We start from the raw sequence: 17,732 nt of genomic DNA on the forward strand, positions 1-17,732 counted from the left end.
TTTCGAGATCGTTGGTATATGATAGCGATCGAGCGGCACGCGTTGCGTGCTGCTCCCCGCTTCTCCTCCCTGAGCGGGTGCCTGTCGTTTTTCGATTAGGCTGTTTGACCCGCCGTTCGACGGCGGGTTTTTTTATGAGCCGGCCGAATCCGCAGGTGCCGTCAGGTGCGTACAGCCAATCCTGGCCGCGCGTTGCCCGCTCATTGTGCTACAGGCTCGCTTTTTTCGTCGGCGACGGTCGGCCGCAGCCAGCTCTCGATCAGTTCGTGCGCCTCATCGAGCCCGGTGCGCTTCAGCGCCGAGAACAGCTGGACGGTCAGCTTGCCCTTCACGCCCTGGTCGCGGTACGAGTCGAGTCCTTTTTGCGTGTTACGCAGCGCATTGATGCTTTCCTGGCGCGTCAATTTGTCGCACTTCGTCAGCAGCGTATGGATCGGCTTGCCGGTCGGCACGAACCACTCGATCATCCGCCGGTCGAGGTCGGTCAGCGGGCGGCGCGAATCCATCATCAGGATCAGGCCGCACAACTGCGAACGGGTCGCGAGGTACGACGACAGCAGCATTTCCCAGTGGGCCTTCGCGGCCCCCGGCACTTCCGCGTAGCCATAGCCGGGCAGGTCGACGAGGTTCGCGACGGGCTCGGCGGCCGGGCCGACGGAGAAGTAGTTGATGTGCTGCGTGCGGCCGGGCGTCTTCGACGCGAAGGCGAGCCGCTTCTGGTTGCACAGCACGTTGATCGCCGTCGATTTGCCGGCATTCGAGCGGCCCGCGAACGCGATTTCCGGCTGCACCGTCGGCGGCAGGTCGCGCAGATGATTGACGGTCGTATAGAAGCGGGCTTGATGGAGCAAAAAGGCCATGGGAAACCGGAGGGACGGGGCGGCGCGAGCCGCTGGGGTGGAGGCGGGGTAGCCCCGATAGGCGCGGGAGCTTTCAGCGCGATATTGTACAATACGCCGGTTTTGCCGAAGAGTTGCGGGCGCCTGCCTCGCGCTTTTATGCAGCTTCTGCGGTAGACTGGTCGACGTCGTTTTTTGCAGAACCTCAAATTCCCACAAGACGAAACAGGGTGTGCGAATGAATCGACTGTGCAAGTCTCTGATGGTGCTTCAGGTTGCAGCAGGGTTCGTAGGTTTCGTAGCGGAGGCAAACGCGGCGGACGCGGCAAAGCCGGATCTGGACCGCGGCAAGGCGATTGCCGGGCAGGTATGTGCGTCGTGTCACGGCGCAGACGGCAACAGCGCGTCGGGCAGTTTCCCGAAGCTCGCCGGCCAGCATCCCGAATATCTGGTCAAGCAGTTGAACGACTTCAAGACCCAGTCGGGCGCGAAGGGGCCGGCGCGGACCAATCCGGTGATGGTCGGGTTCGCGAGTGCGTTGAGTGCGGACGACATGCGCAACGTCGCCGCGTATTACGGCTCGCAGGCAACGAAGCTCGGCACCGCACGCGATGCGGCGACCGTGCCGATCGGCCAGAAGATCTATCGTGGCGGCATTGCGGAAAAGGGTGTCCCCGCCTGCGCGAGCTGTCACGGGCCGACGGGGCAGGGGCTGCCGGTCCAGTACCCGCGTCTGTCGGGGCAGTGGGCCGATTACACGGTTGCCCAGTTGACCGCGTTCCAGCAGGGTGCCGGCGCGCGCAACAACAACGAGGCGATGCATCAGATCGCATCGCGTCTGTCCGACAACGAGATCAAGGCCGTCGCGGATTACATCGCGGGCCTGCGTTGAACGGGCCGTCGCGAATGGAATGACCGGACGCCCGAAGGGCGGCCGGAGTCAGAACAAGAAAAGGGTGGGGCGCCGCGTGATCGCGGTGGCCTCGCCCTTTTTTATCGGCACTCGCCGGGCCGCCCTGGAGTGCTGACCGCCCCTTCCGGGGCAGCGAACAAAGTGAGTGTGGGGGCTGTTTCCCCCCAAAGTCGGAGTTTGAATGAGCGTTACCACGTCGGGGTTGCAGTCGAAGTCGGGTCAAAGTGTGTCCAGGCGCGCGGTCGAGCTAGTGAGCTCGATGCGCTTCGCGATCGCGCTGCTGGTGGTGTTGTCGATCGCGAGCATCATCGGCACGGTCCTGACCCAGGATGACCCGTATCCGAACTACGTGAACCAGTTCGGGCCTTTCTGGGCGGACATCTTCCGCTCGCTGGGCCTGTACAACGTGTACAGCGCGTGGTGGTTCATGCTGATCCTGATCTTCCTCGTCACGTCGATCTCGCTGTGCGTGATCCGCAACGCGCCGAAGATGCTCGCCGATGCGAAGAGCTGGAAGGACAAGGTCCGCGAAGGCAGCCTGCGCGCGTTCCATCACAAGGCCGAATACACGGCGTCCGGCACGCGTGCGACCGTTGCGGCCACGCTCGCCACGTTCGTCGCCAAGGCCGGCTACAAGCACGTCGTGCGCGAAACCGACGGCGCGACGCTGATCTCCGCGAAGCGCGGCGCGCTGACGAAGTGGGGCTACATCTCCGCGCACCTCGCGATCGTCGTGATCTGCATCGGCGGCCTGCTCGACAGCAACCTGCCGATCAAATTCCAGATGTGGATGTTCGGCAAGAGTCCGGTCAACACGAGCGCGACGATCAGCGAGATCTCGCCCGACCACCGGCTGTCCACGTCGAACCCGACGTTCCGCGGCTACGCATGGGTGCCGGAAGGCCAGTTCGTGTCGACCGCGATCCTGAACCAGCCGAGCGGCTCGCTGATCCAGGACCTGCCGTTCTCGATCCAGCTCAACAAGTTCATCGTCGACTACTACACGACGGGGATGCCGAAGCTGTTCGCGAGCGATATCGTCGTGATCGATCGCGAGACGGGCCAGAAGATCCCGGCGCGCGTCGAGGTCAACAAGCCGTTCACGTACAAGGGCGTGTCGATCTACCAGTCGAGCTTCCAGGACGGCGGCTCGCAGATGCAGATGACGGCCTACCCGATGACGGGCGACAACGCGAAGTCCTTCGCGGTAAAGGGCACGATCGGCAGTACGGCGCCGCTGCAGATGCCGGGCAGCGACGGCGACACGATCGAGTTCTCGGACTTCCGTGCGATCAACGTCGAAAACATGACCGACGCGAACGGCAAGCCTGACGTGCGCGGTGTCGCGAAGACGGAATCGCTGAAGGAGGTGTTCGACGAGCGGCTCGGCTCGGGCGCGAAGACGTCGAAGCCGGTGCAGCTCCACAACATCGGCCCGTCGGTGCAATACAAGATTCGCGGCAAGGACGGCCAGGCGCGCGAATTCAACAACTACATGCTGCCCGTCGACATGGGCGGCACGCGCGTGTTCCTCGCCGGCGTGCGCGCGAGCCCGAACGATCCGTTCCGCTACATGCGGATTCCGGCCGACAGCCAGGATTCGATCGGCGAATGGATGCGCCTGCGCGCCGCGCTCGAGGATCCGGCCGTGCGTGCCGACGCCGCCGCGCGTTTCGCGCAGCGTTCACTGCCGACGACCGAAGCGTCGCTGCGCGGCCGCCTGCAGGACAGTGCATTCAAGGTGCTGACCCTCTTCGCGGCGAGCGACGACAGCGTCGGTCGCGGCGCCGACGGCCAGCCGATCGGCGGCTTCCAGGCGGTGGCGACGTTCATCGACCGCTCGGTGCCGAAGGCCGAACAGGAAAAGGCAGCGAGCCTGCTGCTGCGCATGCTCGAGGGCTCGATGTGGGAGGTCTGGCAGATCGCGCGCGAGCGCGCCGGCGAGCCGGCCGCCCAGCAGGGCACCGACACGATCCGCTTCGTGCAGAACGCGATCAATGCGCTATCGGACAGCTTTTTGTATGGATCGCCGGTCTATTTACAGCTGGATTCCTTCAAGCAGGTGCAAGCTTCGGTATTTCAGTTGACGCGCGCACCTGGCAAGAATCTGGTGTATCTTGGCAGCCTGCTGTTGGTCGCCGGCATCTTCTCGATGTTCTACGTGCGTGAGCGGCGCCTCTGGTTCTGGCTCAAGGATGCCGGTTCGGGCGTCGATGTGGTGATGGCGATGTCCACGGCCCGCAAGACCTTCGATTTCGAGAAAGAATTCGTGCAGACGCGCGACGCGGCCGGCGCCGCCTTGCGCGCCGCACCGCGCGACGCCGCGCCCGCAGGCGCGGCAGCGACTGCCCGTCCGCCCGCCGGCGGCGGTTCCGATTCCGATTCCGAGAATTCCACCCGGTAACATCATGGATCTCACTCAAGTTTCCTCTTCCCGTTCGGGGCCGGTCCAGGCCTCGAATCCGGCGCCGTTGTTCGACGACCGTCCGTTCCTCGCGCGCCTGTCGGTCATCGACTGGTTGTTCGCCCTGGCACTCGTGGTCGGCGCGGGCTATGCGTTCGTGCACTACAACGAACACATGAATTACTACGACAAGGCGGTGATGATCGGCACGGTGCCGGCGCTTGTCGTACTCGGCTGGCGCTGGAAGCCTGCTCGGCTGATGATGGCGTCGATCGCGGTGCTGTCGCTGCTGTCGATCCAGATCTACCAGGGCGATCTCGCCCGCGCCGATTCGGCGTTCTTCCTCAAGTACTTCCTGTCGAGCCAGTCCGCGATCCTGTGGATGAGCGCGCTGTTCGTGCTCGCGACGATCTTCTACTGGATCGGCTTGCTCGCACGCTCGGAGTCGGGTTCCGCGATCGGCCAGAAGCTCACGTGGGTCGCCGTGCTGATGGGCTTCACCGGCCTGATGGTGCGCTGGTACGAGTCCTACCTGATCGGTGTCGACGTCGGGCATATCCCCGTATCGAACCTCTATGAAGTGTTCGTGCTGTTCAGCCTGATCACCGCCCTGCTTTATCTCTATTACGAAGGCCACTACGGCACGCGCGCACTCGGCGCATTCGTGCTGCTGGTCATCAGCGCAGCCGTCGGCTTCCTGATGTGGTACTCGGTCGCGCGCGATGCGCAGCAGATCCAGCCGCTCGTGCCGGCGCTGCAGAGCTGGTGGATGAAGATCCATGTGCCGGCGAACTTCATCGGCTACGGCAGCTTCGCGCTGTCGGCGATGGTGTCGGTCGCGTACCTGATGAAGGAGCGCGGCGTGCTCGCCGATCGCCTGCCGACGCTCGAGGTGCTCGACGACGTGATGTACAAGTCGATCGCGGTCGGCTTCGCGTTCTTCACGATCGCGACGATCCTCGGCGCGCTCTGGGCCGCCGAAGCATGGGGCGGCTACTGGAGCTGGGACCCGAAGGAAACCTGGGCGCTGATCGTGTGGCTCAACTACGCGGCCTGGCTGCACATGCGCCTGATGAAGGGCCTGCGCGGCGCGGTCGCCGCCTGGTGGGCGCTGACCGGCCTGCTCGTGACGACGTTCGCGTTCCTCGGCGTCAACATGTTCCTGTCCGGGCTGCACAGCTACGGCAAGCTGTAAGATTTTCGACGCTGGTCCGACAAAAGACCGCCGGCGCACTGCGTGCCCGGCGGTTTTCTTTTGTAATGGGCGGGTGGCCCGGTCGTCGAACGGCGCATGATCGGCCGGGTCGAACGCTGATGAAGCGTGCGCGCCGCGCATGCAGGAGGAGCAGCACGATGTGGATCAAAACCCCTTTGCGCACCGTACTGACCGGCGGTGATATCGCGCAGAGCCAGATTACGCCGCGCGCGGTGTTCGAGAACCGGCGGCTTGTATTGCAGGCCGCCGGCCTGGCGGCGGCGGGCGGATTGCTGGGCGGCAGCGGCTCGGCGTTCGCCGCGTATGCGTCACCCGACGCGCGGGCCGCGAAGCTCGCGGCGCAAACCAACCCGAAGTTCGTCGCGGCCGACAAGGTGACGCCGTTCAAGGACATCACGTCCTACAACAACTACTACGAATTCGGCACCGACAAGGGCGACCCGGCGCAGAACGCGGGCACGTTGCGGCCACGCCCGTGGCGCGTGAGCGTCGAGGGCGAGGTGCTGCACCCGAAGGTGTTCGATCTCGACGAACTGTTGAAGCTCGCGCCGCTCGAGGAGCGCGTGTACCGGCTGCGTTGCGTCGAGGGCTGGTCGATGGTGATTCCGTGGATCGGCGTGCCGCTGTCCGAGCTGATCAAGCGCGTGCAGCCGACCGGCAACGCGAAATACGTGCAGTTCATCACGCTGGCCGATCCGTCCCAGATGCCGGGGTTGTCGACGCCGGTGCTCGACTGGCCGTACTCGGAAGGGCTGCGGATGGACGAGGCGATGAATCCGCTGACGCTGCTGACGATGGGCGTCTACGGCCAGGTGCTGCCGAACCAGAACGGCGCGCCGGTGCGCATCGTCGTGCCGTGGAAGTACGGCTTCAAGAGCGCAAAATCGCTCGTGAAGATCCGCTTCGTCGACAAGCAGCCGAAGACGAGCTGGAACACGTATGCGTCGAACGAATATGGTTTTTATTCGAACGTGAACCCGAACGTGGATCACCCGCGCTGGAGCCAGGCAACCGAGCGCCGGATCGGCGAGGACGGCTTCTTCACGCCGAAGCGCAAGACGCTGATGTTCAACGGCTACGGCGATCTCGTCGCGTCGATGTATCAGGGCATGGATCTGAAAAAGAATTTCTGAGCGCGACGGTGAGAAACGACATGCCTCCTTCGACACTGGAGCCCGTGCGCGCGTCCGGCACGCGCACGTCCGCCGCGGGTGCTTCCCGGGCCGGCGCCGCGCGTACTACGTCGCCGCGCTGGCTCGTGCCCGCCAAGGTGCTGGTTTTCGCGGCCGGCCTCTATCCGCTCGCGCGACTCGTGCTGTTCGGGCTGACCGACCGGCTCGGTGCGAACCCGATCGAATTCATCACGCGTTCGACGGGCCTCTGGACGCTGGTCATACTCTGCGTCACGCTTGCCATCACGCCGCTTCGGCACGTGACGAGCGTTCCCGCGTTGCTGCGTTTTCGCCGGATGATCGGCCTGTTCGCGTTCTTTTATGCGACGCTGCACTTCACGACGTACCTGTGGTTCGACAAGTGGTTCGACGTGCTCGCGATCCTGAAGGATGTCGGCAAGCGTCCGTTCATCACGATCGGCTTCGCTGCGTTCGTGCTGCTGATTCCGCTGGCAGCGACATCGCCGCGTGGGATGGCGCGCCGGCTCGGCCGTCACTGGGCCACGCTGCATCGCGCGATCTATGCGATCGCGCTGTTCGGCGTGCTGCATTTCTGGTGGATGCGGGCCGGCAAGCACAATCTCGCGCAGCCGAAGCTCTATGCGACGATCGTCGCGGTGCTGCTCGGCTGGCGGCTGCTTGCATGGGGCTGGCGGCGCGTCCGTACGTGACGTGGCGGGCCCGAAAAAACAAAAGGCGATGACGGGAAGTCATCGCCTTGGGGCGCGAGAGAAACCGCCGCGGCGGCGGCGTGCGACTACTGCGCGGAGGCCGGGCCTGATGCCGGCGTGGCGGGCTTCGACGCATCGCTCGACAGCTCGGGCGACAGCGTGAGCGGCGTGCCGGAAGAATCGGGAATACTGTCGGAGGACGCGTTTTCATCGGTCGGCTTGACGTCCGACGGCGGCGTGTCCTGCTGCTGGATGGGCTTCGCCGGCAACGGGGGCACGGTAGGCAGATAGAGCGGACCGCGTTGACCGCAGCCGGCAAGAATCGCCAAAGCCGCTACAATCGCGCTCATCCGGAAAACGACTCGCATGATCGTCCCTGAGCAATTATTTAACCGATAGAGTTTAGCATGTCCGATACTGAATACCTGGCCCGTGCCGAGGCTGTGCTGGCATCCGTCGAACGTACCGTGGACGCCGCAAACGACGGCGATCACGACATCGATCTGGAGCGCAACGGCAGCGTGCTGACGCTCACGTTCGAGAACGGCTCGAAGATCATCATCAACCTGCAGCCGCCGATGAAGGAGCTGTGGATCGCCGCGAAGGCGGGCGGATTCCATTACCGTTTCGTGGACGGCGAATGGCGCGATACGCGCACCGGCACCGAGTTCTTCTCGGCGCTCACCGACTACGCGACGCAGCAGGCCGGCCTGCCGATCACGTTCCACGCGTAACGACGCTCGCTCGCCCGTCGGGCGCCGATACGTCGGATCGACGCACAAAGAAAAAGCGCCCCGCGGGGCGCTTTTTTCATGCCCGGGCCGTTCGTCAGTGGCCGCGGAACAGGTTCATGATGTCCTGCTTTTCCTGCTCGTCGACGTGCGGCACCGCTTCCTCGGTGTCCTGCACCGCCGGCGCCTGCGGCACACCGACCGTCGACACGAAGCCGTGCCCCGGCGTGAACTCGCTGAAGTACAGCTCGCCGCCGAGCGACTGGACGTCGTCCGGCATCGTCGGCTTGAACTCCGGCACGCCCTTCAACGCCGCACCCATGTATTCGATCCAGACCGGCAGCGACAGGCCGCCGCCGGTTTCGCGATCGCCGAGGCTGCGCGGGTTGTCGTAGCCGATCCATGCGATCGCCGCGAGCGTGTGCTGGTAGCCGGCAAACCACGCGTCGTGCGAGTCGTTCGTCGTACCGGTCTTGCCCGCGAGGTCGGTGCGCTTCAGTACGTTGGTACGTGCGCCCGTGCCGCGCTGCGCGACGCTCTGCAGCAGGCTGTTCGTCACGTACGCGTTGCGGGCGTCGATCGCGCGCGGCGCATTCTGCTCGGCGATGAGTGGCTGTGCGCGTGCGACGATCGCGCCGTTCGGATCGGTCACTTCGGCGATCAGATACGGGTTCACGCGGAAGCCGCCGTTCGCGAACACCGAGTACGCGCCGGCCATCTGCAACGCCGTGACCTGGCCCGCACCGAGCGCCATCGGCAGGTAGGCCGGATGGCGGTCGGCGTCGAAGCCGAAGCGCGTGATGTACTGCTGCGCGTATTTCGTGCCGATGTGGTTCAGGATCCGGATCGACACGAGGTTGCGCGAGCGCTGCAGCGCAGTGCGCATCGACATCGGACCTTCGAAGCCGCCGCCGTAGTTCTTCGGTTCCCACGGCTGGCCGCCGGTTTCCGCGGCGCTGAAATACAGCGGGCCGTCGTTGATCACCGTGGCCGGCCCGAGGCCCTTGTCGAGCGACGCCGAGTAGATGAACGGCTTGAACGACGAACCCGGTTGCCGCCACGCCTGCGTGACGTGGTTGAACTTGTTCTTGTTGTAGTCGAAGCCGCCGACGAGCGAGCGGATCGCGCCGTCTTGCGGGACGATCGAGATGAACGCGCCTTCGACCTGCGGCAACTGCGTGATCGACCACTTGCCGGCGTCGTTCTTCACGACCCGGACGATCGCGCCCGGGCGGATGCGGCGGTTCGGCTGCGCGTTGGCCGACAGCGCGCCCGACGCGAAGCGCAGGTTGTCGCCTTCGATCGTCGCGGTGCTGCCGTCGATGAAGGCCACCGTGATCTGGCGCGGGGTGGCCGCGGTGACGACCGCCGCGATCAGTTCGCCGTTGTCGGGATGCTCGAGCAACGCGTCGTCGATCGCCTGTTCGCGGTCGTCGGCGCCGGCCGGCAGCTCGATGAAGCCTTCCGGCCCGCGATAGCCGTGGCGGCGCTCGTAATCCATGATGCCCTTGCGCAGCGCGGTGTACGCGACTTGCTGGTCGGCGGAATCGATCGTCGTGACGACGTTGAAGCCGCGCGTGTAGGTTTCCTCGCGGTACTGCGCATACATCATCTGCCGGACCATTTCCGCGACGTACTCGGCGTGCACGCTGAACTCGCGGCCCGCGCCCTTGACGACCAGCGGCTGCGCGGCAGCCTCGTCGTACTGCTCGCGCGTGATGAAGTTCAGCTCGAGCATCCGCTGCAGGATGTATTCCTGCCGGACCTTCGCGCGCTTCGGGTTGACGACCGGGTTATACGCGGACGGCGCCTTCGGCAGCCCCGCGAGCATCGCCGCTTCCGCGAGCGTGACGTCCTTCAGATCCTTGCCGAAATACACGCGCGCGGCGCTCGCGAAGCCGTACGCACGCTGGCCGAGATAGATCTGATTCATGTAGACCTCGAGAATCTGATCCTTCGTCAGCGCGCGCTCGATGCGGTACGCGAGCAGCATCTCGTAGATCTTGCGCGTGTAGGTCTTTTCACTCGACAGGAAGAAGTTGCGCGCGACCTGCATCGTGATCGTGCTCGCGCCCTGCGACGCATGGCCGTTCGTCAGCGCGACGAAGCCGGCGCGGGCGATGCCGGTGAGGTCGACGCCGCCGTGATCGTAGAAGCGCGCGTCCTCGATCGCGAGGATCGCCTTCTTGAGCGAGTCGGGCACGTCCTTGAAATGGACGATGTCGCGGCGTTCCTCGCCGAATTCGCCGATCAGCACGTGATCGGACGTGTAGATGCGCAGCGGAACCTTCGGACGATAGTCGGTCAGCGCGTCGAGCGACGGCATGTTCGGCCACGCGACGACGAGCGCGTAGCCGAGCACGAGGCCGCCGGCCACGACGAGGGCCACGCACATCGCGGCGATGCCGATCAGGGCTTTCTGCCACCAGGGCCGTTTCTTCGGCTCGGGTGCGGGAGGCGGGGACGTAGGAGACGTGGATTGCATAGGCATACCGGAAAACAGTCCCGCGATTATAGCTGCCCGGTAAGACCGGTCCTGACGCGACGGGTGGCCGCCGGAAAGCGGCGGATCGCGGTGCCGCCAGCATAACGTCCGCGCGGCCGCCGCGCGCCATGCCTGGCCATCCGGCCGACTGTCGGGCGCACGCGCCACTTTGCAGAATTAGGCATCGGAAACGCGGCGTGGGCCGCAACGATCGCGGGAGGCTGGGATGACAGCACGATGGGCGGCGCGGTTCGCGCCGGGCAGGCACCGTTCGACGGGCATCGACGTCGGGGCGGACGAGGTGAGGGTGGCCGTGCTGAGCCGGCGCGGCCGGGGCACGGATGTGCGGGTCGAAGGGCTCGAGCGTGAGCCGGTGGGGCTGGCGGACGGGCCGGAGGATGCGCGCTGGGCCGCGGTCGCGCGGGCGTTGGCGGCCGCCGTGGCGCGGCTGTCGGCGGCAGGCGTGCGCTGCGACGCGCATGGCGTGATGGCACTGCGCGACGACGAGATGCGCACGGCAACGCTCGACCTGGCCGGGCGCGAGGACGTCGCCCACGCCGCCCGGCAGGCGGCCGAACGTATCTCGGGGCTGGCGCCGGACAGTTTCGCATTCGACTGGCGGCAGGAAGGCGGCGCGTGTTCGGGCGAGATTGCGGTCGCCGTGGCGCCGCAGGCCTTGCTCGAGCGGCGGATCGACGTGGCCGCGCAGGCCGGCATCGACCTGACGGCCGTCGACGGCGAGTCGGCCGCCGCGCTGCGCGCATTGCGCCATGCCGCGCAGTTCGAGCTCGACGCGCACGGCCCGTACGCCGCTTTCTGGTTCAGCGACACGGGCGTGCGCGGCTGGCGGGTCGACGGCCCGGTCGCCGCACCTATGCTCGCGGTAGCCGGCGACGTGCAGGCGGCGCTTCCCGACGCATTGCGCCAGTGCGTATTCGAGCCGGTGCGCTGCGTGCTCGTGGCCGGTGACGCGCGCTGCATCGCCCGCTGCGGTACGTCGGTCGCCGACATCGGCGATGCACTCGGCGTGGCGGCGGTGCCGTTCGACTGCCTGGGATGGAACGGGCTGCCGGGCGAGCCCGGCGGTATGCCGGACGGTCCGGCATTTGCCGTCGCGGTCGGGCTGGCGCTGCGCGGGGTGTGGGAATGATGGCCGATACGGGGTTCGGGAGGACTATCGTCGGCCACGCCGCGCTCGGCGGCTTCAATCTGCTGCCGTACCGGGAGCGGCTGGCGCAGGCGTTGCGGCGGCGTCGTGTCACGCAGTGCGGGGCAGCGATCGTGCTCGGCGTATTCGGGGCCTGCGCCTGGACGGGCGCGCAGACGGTGTGGAGATGGCGCGTGGATGCCGAGCGTGCGCGTGTGCAGGCGCAACTGCGGCAATGGCAGCCACAGGTCGCGGCCGCCAGGCGCGCCGCCGGCGCGGCCGCCGACCTCGCGCAACGCGATGCGCGGTCGGTCGTGCTTGCCGCGCCTTACCGGCACGCCACCGGGCTGCTCGCGACGCTGGCGCAGGTGCGCGACGACACCGTCCGGCTCGACGCATTGCGCACGACGTCGTCCGGCGCCGTGCTCGACGCGCGCGCGACGAGTTACCGGGCGGCCGCGCGGTGGCTCGCGCGGATCGCGGCCGAGCAGCGCGATTGGCGATTCGATATCGGGATGCTGACACCGGCTTCGGCCACGCCGGTCACGGCGTCAGCCGCGCCGTTCCGGTTTTCCGTCCAGGTGCGCTGGTACGATGCGTTGCCGCACGGCGCAGCGGGAGGCGGCGCATGACGGTGATCGTGCATAGGTCCGTGCCGGGCGTTGCCGGGTCGCTCGGCCGCGTGACGCGGGTATCGCCGGCCACCGCACACGCTGTCGGCTGCGTGGTGGCATTCGTGTCCGTGCTGGTGGGCGGCATTCATCTGACGGATGCCGGCGACTTGAGCGGGCTCGCGCGCAGTCGTGCGTTGCTGGCAACGGCACAGGTGCGTGCCGCCGACACACAGCGGACGCTCGCCGCCGCGCAGCGGCGCGACCCGGACCCGGCTGCCGGGCGCAATGTGAGCTCGACGCGTGCGCCGGCGTGGCCCGCGCTGATGCTGGAGCTGGCCGACCTGGCCGGAGCGAGCGGACTGCGGATCGTGTCGATCGAACCGCAGCGCGCGGACGATGCGGCACCGGATGGCCGACGCACGGTGCGGATCGTCGCGGACGGCGGTTTTCCGGCGCTGCTGCGGCTGATGGGTGGGCTGGCGGGTTTGCCCGCGCTGGTGGTGCCGTCGGTCCTGCATATCGAGCGAAAACCGCCCACAGCGCGGGTGGACATGACGATCGATGTGTTTCCGGCGCTGCCGGGAGTCCGTTTCCCGGATGGCACGGTGCCCATGCTCGCCGGTGCGCCAGGTGACGATCCGTTCGGCGGCGCGGGTTCGCTCACGGTAGCCGACGATGCGGTGCCGCGTCTGGCCGGCACGATTCGCGACGCGCGCGCCGGGCTCGCGTTGTTCGACGCCGGTGACGGCGGATTCGCGACCGTCGCGCGGGGCGAAGCGCTTGGGGCCGCGCGTGTGATGCGCGTCGATGCCGGTGCCGTGACGCTTGCGACGGCCGATGGCGCGCGCCGGTTCGTCGTGGACGACGGAGGTCGTCCATGACGAAATACGGATGGTGGGCGATCGCACTCCAGGTCGGATCATGCGTGGCCACGGTACACGCGGCGCTACCGCCTTTGCCTCCCTTGCCCCCTTTGCCGCCGGCCGGCTGGTCGATCGCATCGATGCAGGTGCCCGTTGACGACACACCGCTGCCGCAGGGCGCGCTCGATGGCGCGGACGGTGTGAACGGTGCCGTATCCGCACAGGACGGCGCACGGCCGTTCGATCAGGCCGCACGTGCAGCGGTTCGGGCGGGCACGACCGTGCCGGTGCCGCTGCTGGAAGGGCCGCCGATTCCGTTGCCGCCGCCGAGCCGCATGAGCGACGCCGCGGCGCGGCACCCCGGCGATGCGGACGACGCGCGGCGGATCTCGCTGAATCTGCAAGGCGCCGGGCTCGCGGCCGCGTTCGATGCGCTCGCGCGATTCACCGGGCTCAACATCATCGTCGGCGAACAGGTGCGCGGCACCGTGACGTTACGTCTGAACAATGTCCGCTGGCGCGATGCGTTCGATACGTTGCTCGACACGCACGGACTGGCCATGTCGCGGCGCGGCAACGTGATCTGGGTCACGCCGGCGGCCGAACTCGCGGCGCGCGAGCGCGAGCGCTTCGAAACGCACGCCCGCGCGGCCGAGCTGGAGCCGCTCGCGAGCCGGACTTTCGCGCTGCATTACCCGCGCGCGCTGGACGTGCAGCGGCTGCTGGCCGGTGCGACCGGCCAGCGCCTGCTGTCGAAACGCGGCGCCGCGGCGGCCGATCCCCGCACGAACCTGCTGTTCGTCACTGATCTTGCGCCGCGCATCGCGCAGATCGCGGGCCTGATCGATGCGATCGACCGGCCGTCGCGACAGGTGCGGATCGAGGCGCGCATCGTCGAAGGCGAACAGGGCTTCTCGCGCAACCTCGGCGCTCGCGTCGCGTTGCGCGCGCAGGGACGGGCGCCCGCGGCCGACGGCGCGGCATCCGCGGCCGACACGCGCAACGCGCTCGATCTCGTCGCGCGACCGCTGGGCGGGTTCGAGGCGGCGACGGCCGGCTTCACGTTGTTCGCCGCGCCGCTCAGCCGCGTGCTCGACGTCGAGCTGAGCGCGCTCGAGGCGCAGGGGCGGGGCCAGATCGTCTCCAGCCCGCGCGTGGTCACGGCCGACCGCGTGAAGGCGATCGTCGAACAGGGCTCGGAGCTGCCGTACCAGGCCAAGGTCGGCAACGGCGTGAGCGGCGTGCAGTTCCGCCGCGCGACGCTGAAGCTCGAGGTCGAGCCGCAGATCACGCCCGACGGGCGCGTCGTGCTCGACCTCGACGTGACGAAGGACAGCATCGGCGAGCCGACCGCGGCCGGCCCGGCGATTCATACGAAACACGTCCAGACGCGCGTGGAGGTCGAAAACGGCGGGACGGTCGCGATCGGCGGGATTTACGAGCAGTTGAACCGGGATGATGTGACGCGGGTGCCGCTCTTGGGCAAAATACCGGTTCTGGGCGCGCTTTTCCGGCACCGCGCGCGGCGCGACCAGCGCAGCGAACTGGTCGTCTTCATCACGCCGACGGTCGTCGGCACGCAGTGCGAGATGGCCGGCGCGGGCGATGCGCACGTGGAAAAAAGGGGGCCGGAAGCCGGCGGCGCAGGCTCGACAAGGCAGCCGCTTTGCCAGTAAGCTGCGCCACACACCAGCAAGATTCAAGCAGAGGAAGCCGTTGCAAGCGCGGGACCCACACGCAAACGTATTTTTCGTCGGCCTTATGGGAGCGGGTAAGACCACCGTGGGCCGTGCGGTCGCGCGCCGGCTCGACAGGACGTTCTTCGACTCCGACCACGAAATCGAGGCCCGCACGGGTGCGCGCATTCCGGTGATCTTCGAGATGGAGGGCGAGGCCGGCTTTCGCGACCGCGAATCGCAGGTGATCGCCGATCTCACGCAGCGCGAGAACATCGTGCTCGCGACGGGCGGCGGCGCGGTGCTGCGCGCCGAAAATCGCGATTGCCTGAAAAGCAGCGGCATCGTCATCTATCTGCGCGCCAATCCGCACGATCTGTGGCTGCGCACGCGCAAGGACAAGAACCGCCCGCTGTTGCAGACCGGCGACCCGAAGGCGCGTCTCGAAGCGCTCTACGAAGTGCGCGACCCGCTCTACCGCGAATGCGCGGACTTCATCATCGAGACCGGCCGTCCGTCGGTCAACGGCCTCGTCAACATGGTGCTGATGCAACTCGAACTGGCAGGCGTCATCGCCAAGCCGCTACAAGCATGATTACCGTCAACGTCGATCTGGGCGAGCGCGCCTACCCGATTCACATTGGTGCCGGCCTGATCGGCCGCACCGACCTGTTCGCCCCTCATATCACCGGTTCGTCGGTCACGATCGTCACGAACACGACGGTCGATCCGCTCTACGGCGACGCGCTGCGCGCGGCGCTCGCGCCGCTCGGCAAGCGCGTATCGACGGTCGTGCTGCCGGACGGCGAGGCGTACAAGAACTGGGAAACGCTGAATCTGATCTTCGACGGCCTGCTGACCGAGCGCGCCGACCGCAAGACGACGCTCGTCGCACTCGGCGGCGGCGTGATCGGCGACATGACCGGCTTCGCCGCCGCGTGCTACATGCGCGGCGTGCCGTTCATCCAGGTGCCGACGACGCTGCTGTCGCAGGTCGATTCGTCGGTCGGCGGCAAGACCGGCATCAACCATCCGCTCGGCAAGAACATGATCGGCGCGTTCTACCAGCCGCAGGCGGTGATCGCCGATATCGGCGCGCTGACCACGCTGCCCGATCGCGAGCTGGCGGCTGGCGTGGCCGAGGTCATCAAGACGGGCGCGATCGCCGATGCGGAATTCTTCGACTGGATCGAGGCGAACGTCGACGCGCTGAACCGCCGCGAGCCGGCCGCGCTCGCGCATGCAGTGAAGCGCTCGTGCGAGATCAAGGCGAGCGTGGTCGCGGCCGACGAACGCGAAGGCGGCCTGCGCGCGATCCTGAACTTCGGCCATACGTTCGGCCATGCGATCGAGGCCGGGCTCGGCTACGGCGAATGGCTGCACGGCGAAGCGGTCGGCTGCGGAATGGTGATGGCGGCCGACCTGTCGGTGCGGCTCGGCCTCTTCGACGAAGCGTCGCGGCAGCGGCTCGATGCCGTGATTGCCGCCGCGCACTTGCCGGTCCGCGGGCCGGCACTCGGCGATGCGCGCTACATGGACCTGATGCGTGTCGACAAGAAGGCCGAAGCCGGCGCGATCAAGTTCATCCTGCTGAAGCGATTCGGCGATACGCTGATCACCCAGGCGCCCGACGAAGCGGTGTTCGCTACACTGGCGCAGACGACCCGGTAACGGCGCCCCGGATGCCCCGGCGCCACTGACATGGAGGAGACGTGAGCGAGACATCCAGCAGCAAACTGCCCGAGGCCGGCCGCGCATCCGTCGCGACGCTGGTCGAGCCGCCGACGCTGGCGGCGCTGGAAGCCCATCTCGCTCCGTATGCCGCCCACGCGTCGCAGTCGCGCGGCCGCCGCCATCCGGAAACGCCGCCGGCGGCGCGCACCGAATTCCAGCGCGACCGCGACCGCATCGTTCATTCGACCGCGTTTCGCCGGCTCGAATACAAGACGCAGGTCTTCGTCAATCACGAAGGCGACCTGTTCCGCACCCGCCTCACGCACAGCCTCGAAGTCGCGCAGATCGCGCGCTCGGTCGCGCGCAACCTGCGCCTGAACGAGGATCTCGTCGAAGCGATCTCGCTTGCGCACGATCTCGGCCATACGCCGTTCGGCCATGCCGGGCAGGACGCGCTGAATGCGTGCATGCGCGAGCACGGCGGCTTCGAGCACAACCTGCAGAGCCTGGCCGTCGTCGACGAGCTCGAGGAGCATTACGGCGCGTTCAACGGCCTGAACCTGTGCTTCGAGACGCGCGAAGGCATTCTCAAGCACTGCTCGCGCGAGAATGCGCGCAAGCTCGGCGCGCTCGGCGAACGTTTCCTGCAAGGGCGCCAGCCATCGCTGGAGGCGCAACTCGCGAACATCGCGGACGAAATCGCATACAACAACCATGACGTCGACGACGGCCTGCGCTCGGGCCTGATCACGATCGAGCAGCTCGCCGAAGTCGAGCTCTGGCAGCGCCACTACGAGGCTGCGCTTGCGGAATTCCCGCATCTCGAAGGCCGCCGCCTCGTGCACGAGACGGTGCGCCGCATCATCAACACGCTGATCGTCGACCTGATCGACGAGACCACACGCAATCTCATGCGCGTCGCGCCCGCGTCGCTCGACGACGTGCGCGCGGCGCCGCCGCTCGTCGCGCACAGCGAAGCGGTCGCCGCGCAGGCGGCCGCCCTCAAGCGTTTCCTGTTCAAGAACCTGTACCGCCACTACAAGGTGATGCGCATGGCCAACAAGGCGCAGCGTGTCGTCACCGGGCTGTTCGACGCGTTCATCGACGATCCGCGCCTGCTGCCGCCGCCGTACCAGTCGGATGACGAAGCGCAGCAGCCGCGCCTCGTCGCGCACTACATCGCCGGCATGACCGACCGCTTCGCGCTGAAGGAATACCAGCGCCTGTTCGTCGTCAACGACAACTGACTGTCACAAACGATCACTAGACTTCGCCGGTTCAATGGCGACGGGAATGTTGCACACGCTGTTGGTAACGTTTTCATAGG

16 protein-coding genes are annotated in these 17,732 nt (G+C 67.0%); 13 read left to right on the top strand and 3 right to left on the bottom strand.

The features are described 5' to 3' along the window. Positions 1-200: 200 nt before the first annotated feature. Entirely contained in the window at positions 201-860 is a 660-nt protein-coding gene (yihA, locus tag LMA02_RS01525; protein WP_228906559.1) for a ribosome biogenesis GTP-binding protein YihA/YsxC, read from the bottom strand. A gap of 217 nt (positions 861-1,077) precedes the next feature. On the opposite strand from yihA, the gene LMA02_RS01530 reads away from it, so the two are divergent. The 5 genes from LMA02_RS01530 (at position 1,078) to msrQ (ending at position 7,215) form a co-directional block, all read left to right on the top strand. Beyond that, the gene (locus LMA02_RS01530) at positions 1,078-1,731 is read left to right on the top strand and encodes a c-type cytochrome (RefSeq protein ID WP_006758792.1); all 654 of its coding nucleotides are present in this window, start codon (positions 1,078-1,080) and stop codon (positions 1,729-1,731) included. Between the two features lie 202 nt (positions 1,732-1,933). Further along, positions 1,934-4,156, top strand: a complete 2,223-nt coding sequence (locus LMA02_RS01535) for a cytochrome c biogenesis protein ResB (protein WP_228906561.1) — start codon at positions 1,934-1,936, stop codon at positions 4,154-4,156. 4 nt (positions 4,157-4,160) lie between these two features. After that, positions 4,161-5,351, top strand: coding sequence for a c-type cytochrome biogenesis protein CcsB (ccsB, locus tag LMA02_RS01540; protein ID WP_228906563.1), 1,191 nt, complete (start codon positions 4,161-4,163; stop codon positions 5,349-5,351). A 158-nt stretch (positions 5,352-5,509) separates the two neighbouring features. Then, the gene (gene msrP / locus LMA02_RS01545) at positions 5,510-6,505 is read left to right on the top strand and encodes a protein-methionine-sulfoxide reductase catalytic subunit MsrP (RefSeq protein WP_228906565.1); all 996 of its coding nucleotides are present in this window, start codon (positions 5,510-5,512) and stop codon (positions 6,503-6,505) included. A 20-nt stretch (positions 6,506-6,525) separates the two neighbouring features. Further along, on the top strand, positions 6,526-7,215 hold the full coding sequence (msrQ, locus tag LMA02_RS01550; protein ID WP_228906567.1) for a protein-methionine-sulfoxide reductase heme-binding subunit MsrQ: 690 nt from the start codon (positions 6,526-6,528) through the stop codon (positions 7,213-7,215). A gap of 86 nt (positions 7,216-7,301) precedes the next feature. On the opposite strand, the gene lptM is transcribed toward msrQ, so the two are convergent. Beyond that, entirely contained in the window at positions 7,302-7,583 is a 282-nt protein-coding gene (gene lptM, locus LMA02_RS01555; RefSeq protein WP_228906569.1) for an LPS translocon maturation chaperone LptM, read from the bottom strand. A gap of 39 nt (positions 7,584-7,622) precedes the next feature. On the opposite strand from lptM, the gene cyaY reads away from it, so the two are divergent. Beyond that, entirely contained in the window at positions 7,623-7,949 is a 327-nt protein-coding gene (cyaY, locus tag LMA02_RS01560; protein WP_105834646.1) for an iron donor protein CyaY, read from the top strand. A gap of 94 nt (positions 7,950-8,043) precedes the next feature. Here the strand turns inward: cyaY and LMA02_RS01565 are convergent, their stop codons facing one another. After that, positions 8,044-10,431 (bottom strand): penicillin-binding protein 1A, encoded by a 2,388-nt coding sequence (locus LMA02_RS01565; RefSeq protein ID WP_228906570.1) that lies wholly within the window; start codon positions 10,429-10,431, stop codon positions 8,044-8,046. A gap of 226 nt (positions 10,432-10,657) precedes the next feature. On the opposite strand from LMA02_RS01565, the gene LMA02_RS01570 reads away from it, so the two are divergent. The 7 genes from LMA02_RS01570 (at position 10,658) to LMA02_RS01600 (ending at position 17,652) form a co-directional block, all read left to right on the top strand. After that, complete coding sequence (locus LMA02_RS01570) at positions 10,658-11,581, top strand: competence protein ComA (RefSeq protein ID WP_228906572.1); 924 nt, start codon at positions 10,658-10,660, stop codon at positions 11,579-11,581. Next, positions 11,578-12,210 (top strand): fimbrial protein, encoded by a 633-nt coding sequence (locus tag LMA02_RS01575; RefSeq protein ID WP_228906574.1) that lies wholly within the window; start codon positions 11,578-11,580, stop codon positions 12,208-12,210. The genes LMA02_RS01570 and LMA02_RS01575 overlap by 4 nt, the downstream gene beginning before the upstream one ends. Continuing rightward, complete coding sequence (locus LMA02_RS01580; protein ID WP_228906576.1) at positions 12,207-13,073, top strand: pilus assembly protein; 867 nt, start codon at positions 12,207-12,209, stop codon at positions 13,071-13,073. Before LMA02_RS01575 ends, LMA02_RS01580 begins: the two co-directional genes overlap by 4 nt. Continuing rightward, positions 13,070-14,731: a type IV pilus secretin PilQ gene (locus LMA02_RS01585; RefSeq protein WP_228906578.1), complete on the top strand. Its 1,662-nt coding sequence runs from the start codon at positions 13,070-13,072 to the stop codon at positions 14,729-14,731. The genes LMA02_RS01580 and LMA02_RS01585 overlap by 4 nt, the downstream gene beginning before the upstream one ends. Before the next feature lie 40 nt (positions 14,732-14,771). Continuing rightward, positions 14,772-15,326 (top strand): shikimate kinase, encoded by a 555-nt coding sequence (locus LMA02_RS01590; RefSeq protein ID WP_126228774.1) that lies wholly within the window; start codon positions 14,772-14,774, stop codon positions 15,324-15,326. Next, positions 15,323-16,402, top strand: coding sequence for a 3-dehydroquinate synthase (aroB, locus tag LMA02_RS01595; protein ID WP_175661884.1), 1,080 nt, complete (start codon positions 15,323-15,325; stop codon positions 16,400-16,402). Before LMA02_RS01590 ends, aroB begins: the two co-directional genes overlap by 4 nt. Positions 16,403-16,467: 65 nt before the next feature. Then, positions 16,468-17,652: a deoxyguanosinetriphosphate triphosphohydrolase gene (locus LMA02_RS01600; protein WP_228907594.1), complete on the top strand. Its 1,185-nt coding sequence runs from the start codon at positions 16,468-16,470 to the stop codon at positions 17,650-17,652. Positions 17,653-17,732: the final 80 nt, after the last annotated feature.

The sequence above is a fragment of the Burkholderia sp. B21-005 genome (assembly GCF_020843965.1).
GTDB lineage: Bacteria > Pseudomonadota > Gammaproteobacteria > Burkholderiales > Burkholderiaceae > Burkholderia > Burkholderia ambifaria.